Source organism: Paenimyroides tangerinum, from assembly GCF_003865405.1.
GTDB lineage: Bacteria > Bacteroidota > Bacteroidia > Flavobacteriales > Flavobacteriaceae > Flavobacterium > Flavobacterium tangerinum.
Genome location: NZ_RQVQ01000043.1, coordinates 23,401 through 25,055, shown reverse-complemented (window position 1 = coordinate 25,055; position 1,655 = coordinate 23,401). Strand labels below are relative to the sequence as shown.

Here is a 1,655-nt window from a genome sequence, read left to right as displayed (position 1 = left end):
AAAAAAGCAGAAACTTTATGTTCTGCTTTATATGATTCAAATTTTTGAATTTATTTTATAATAATTTTTTAAGATTTTCTATTTCATTTTGATATTTCATTAACTTCGAAATCACTTTAGAATCTGAAGATTTATGTGATTCAATAGCTAATTGAGTTATTTGATTTTCAATTGTTTTTAAAAGAATTATTGTATCAGAATAATTCTTATCAGTGTTAGAAGTAATTTTAGTTTCCAAAAGATTCATTTCTCTACTAATGGTTGATTGTTCAGTCAGCGCGTATTCTTCGGTTTGTTTTATGGATTGATGACCAAGCATTTCTTTAACTACATGCATTGGAACACCATTGTTTAGTGTCACAGTACTTCCAAAAGTTCTTCTAGCTTTATGAGTTGTAAGATTATCATCGATTTGACATAGTGTCGCAATTTCTTTCAAATACTCATTCATTTTTTGATTTGATTTTACAGGAAGAAGTAAGTTGCTTTTTAAACATAATGGATGCTCTTTATATTTTTCTAAGATTTCTATTGCTTTACTTAGAAGTGGAATAGTGGTAGAGGAACCTGTTTTTTGTCTATTCGAAACAATCCAAGCTTTGTCGTCTATACCTATTTTAATTTCATTTTTGTTGAGTTGCTTCACATCAATATAAGCCAATCCAGTATAACATTGAAAAACAAATATATCTCTAACTTCGTTTAATCTATCAGAATCAAAAACTTTATTTTCTAATGTAAAAAGTTCTTGAGAACTCAAAGGGGTTTTTTTGATAGCATTTTTTTTACTTTTGAAAGCTTTAAACGGATCAATGGTTATAATGTCTTTGGAGATAGCTCTGAAAATAATTTTTTTAAAATTAGCAATGTATTTTACAGTACTATTGTTTTGACAATTTCTAACGGTTCTTAAAAAAAAATCATAATCTTGAATAAACTCATAGTTTAATTGTCTAAACTCTAAATCATCAACTTTGTACTTCAATTTTATAAATTGCTCAACGTGTGATCTAGCTGTAACGTATCTTTCGTATGTACCCATACTATACTCGCCTTTAGAAACTAATGCTAAAATTTCGTTATTATGTTTTTGAAATTCTTCAAGTACTTTTGTATTTGCTACAGTATTTCCGAGTACATAATCAATTAGTAGCTTTGATGTAATTGAGATATTACGATTTATCAGTTGTATTTTATAGTCATCGACTTTTCGTCTCAATGAATCTAAAAAATAATTTAAAGCTTTTGCATCTTCTTTTGTACCAATTGCTTTTTCATTTTTCTGATTCCATCTTGATGACTCCCATTTTCGTTTGGTAGATGCTTCTTTCTGTATTCCATTTACAGTGATTCTTAAATAAATATATCGTAAATCGAATCCTTTATGATGCGTTTTGAGAAAGAAATTTAATCCGTAACTTGTTTCTAACATATAATATAAATTTAAATATTGATAAATATCGAACTACAATAATTTAAATTCAAGTCGTTAAATATATTTACATGTTGAAAATCAAGTATTTATGTTTGTTTTAGTGGCAATAATTTTACCTTTAAAAAATTGCCATTATTTTGCCACAGAATTTTGAGCATTTTTATAAATTTTGATGGTACTCATGCACAAAAAAAAACCTGCATATCTTAAAGATTGCAGG

The 1,655-nt window shown here is 26.9% G+C and carries 1 protein-coding gene; it reads right to left on the bottom strand.

Features of this window, described 5'->3' with window-relative positions:
- Window positions 1-55: 55 nt before the first annotated feature.
- Entirely contained in the window at window positions 56-1,432 is a 1,377-nt protein-coding gene (locus EG240_RS14080) for a site-specific integrase (protein ID WP_125019996.1), read from the bottom strand.
- Window positions 1,433-1,655: the final 223 nt, after the last annotated feature.

What these genes read in the sequence shown, in the direction of transcription:
- EG240_RS14080 (WP_125019996.1), bottom strand. Translation starts at nt 1,432, where the DNA reads ATGTTAGAAACAAGTTACGGATTAAATTTCTTTCTCAAAACGCATCAT.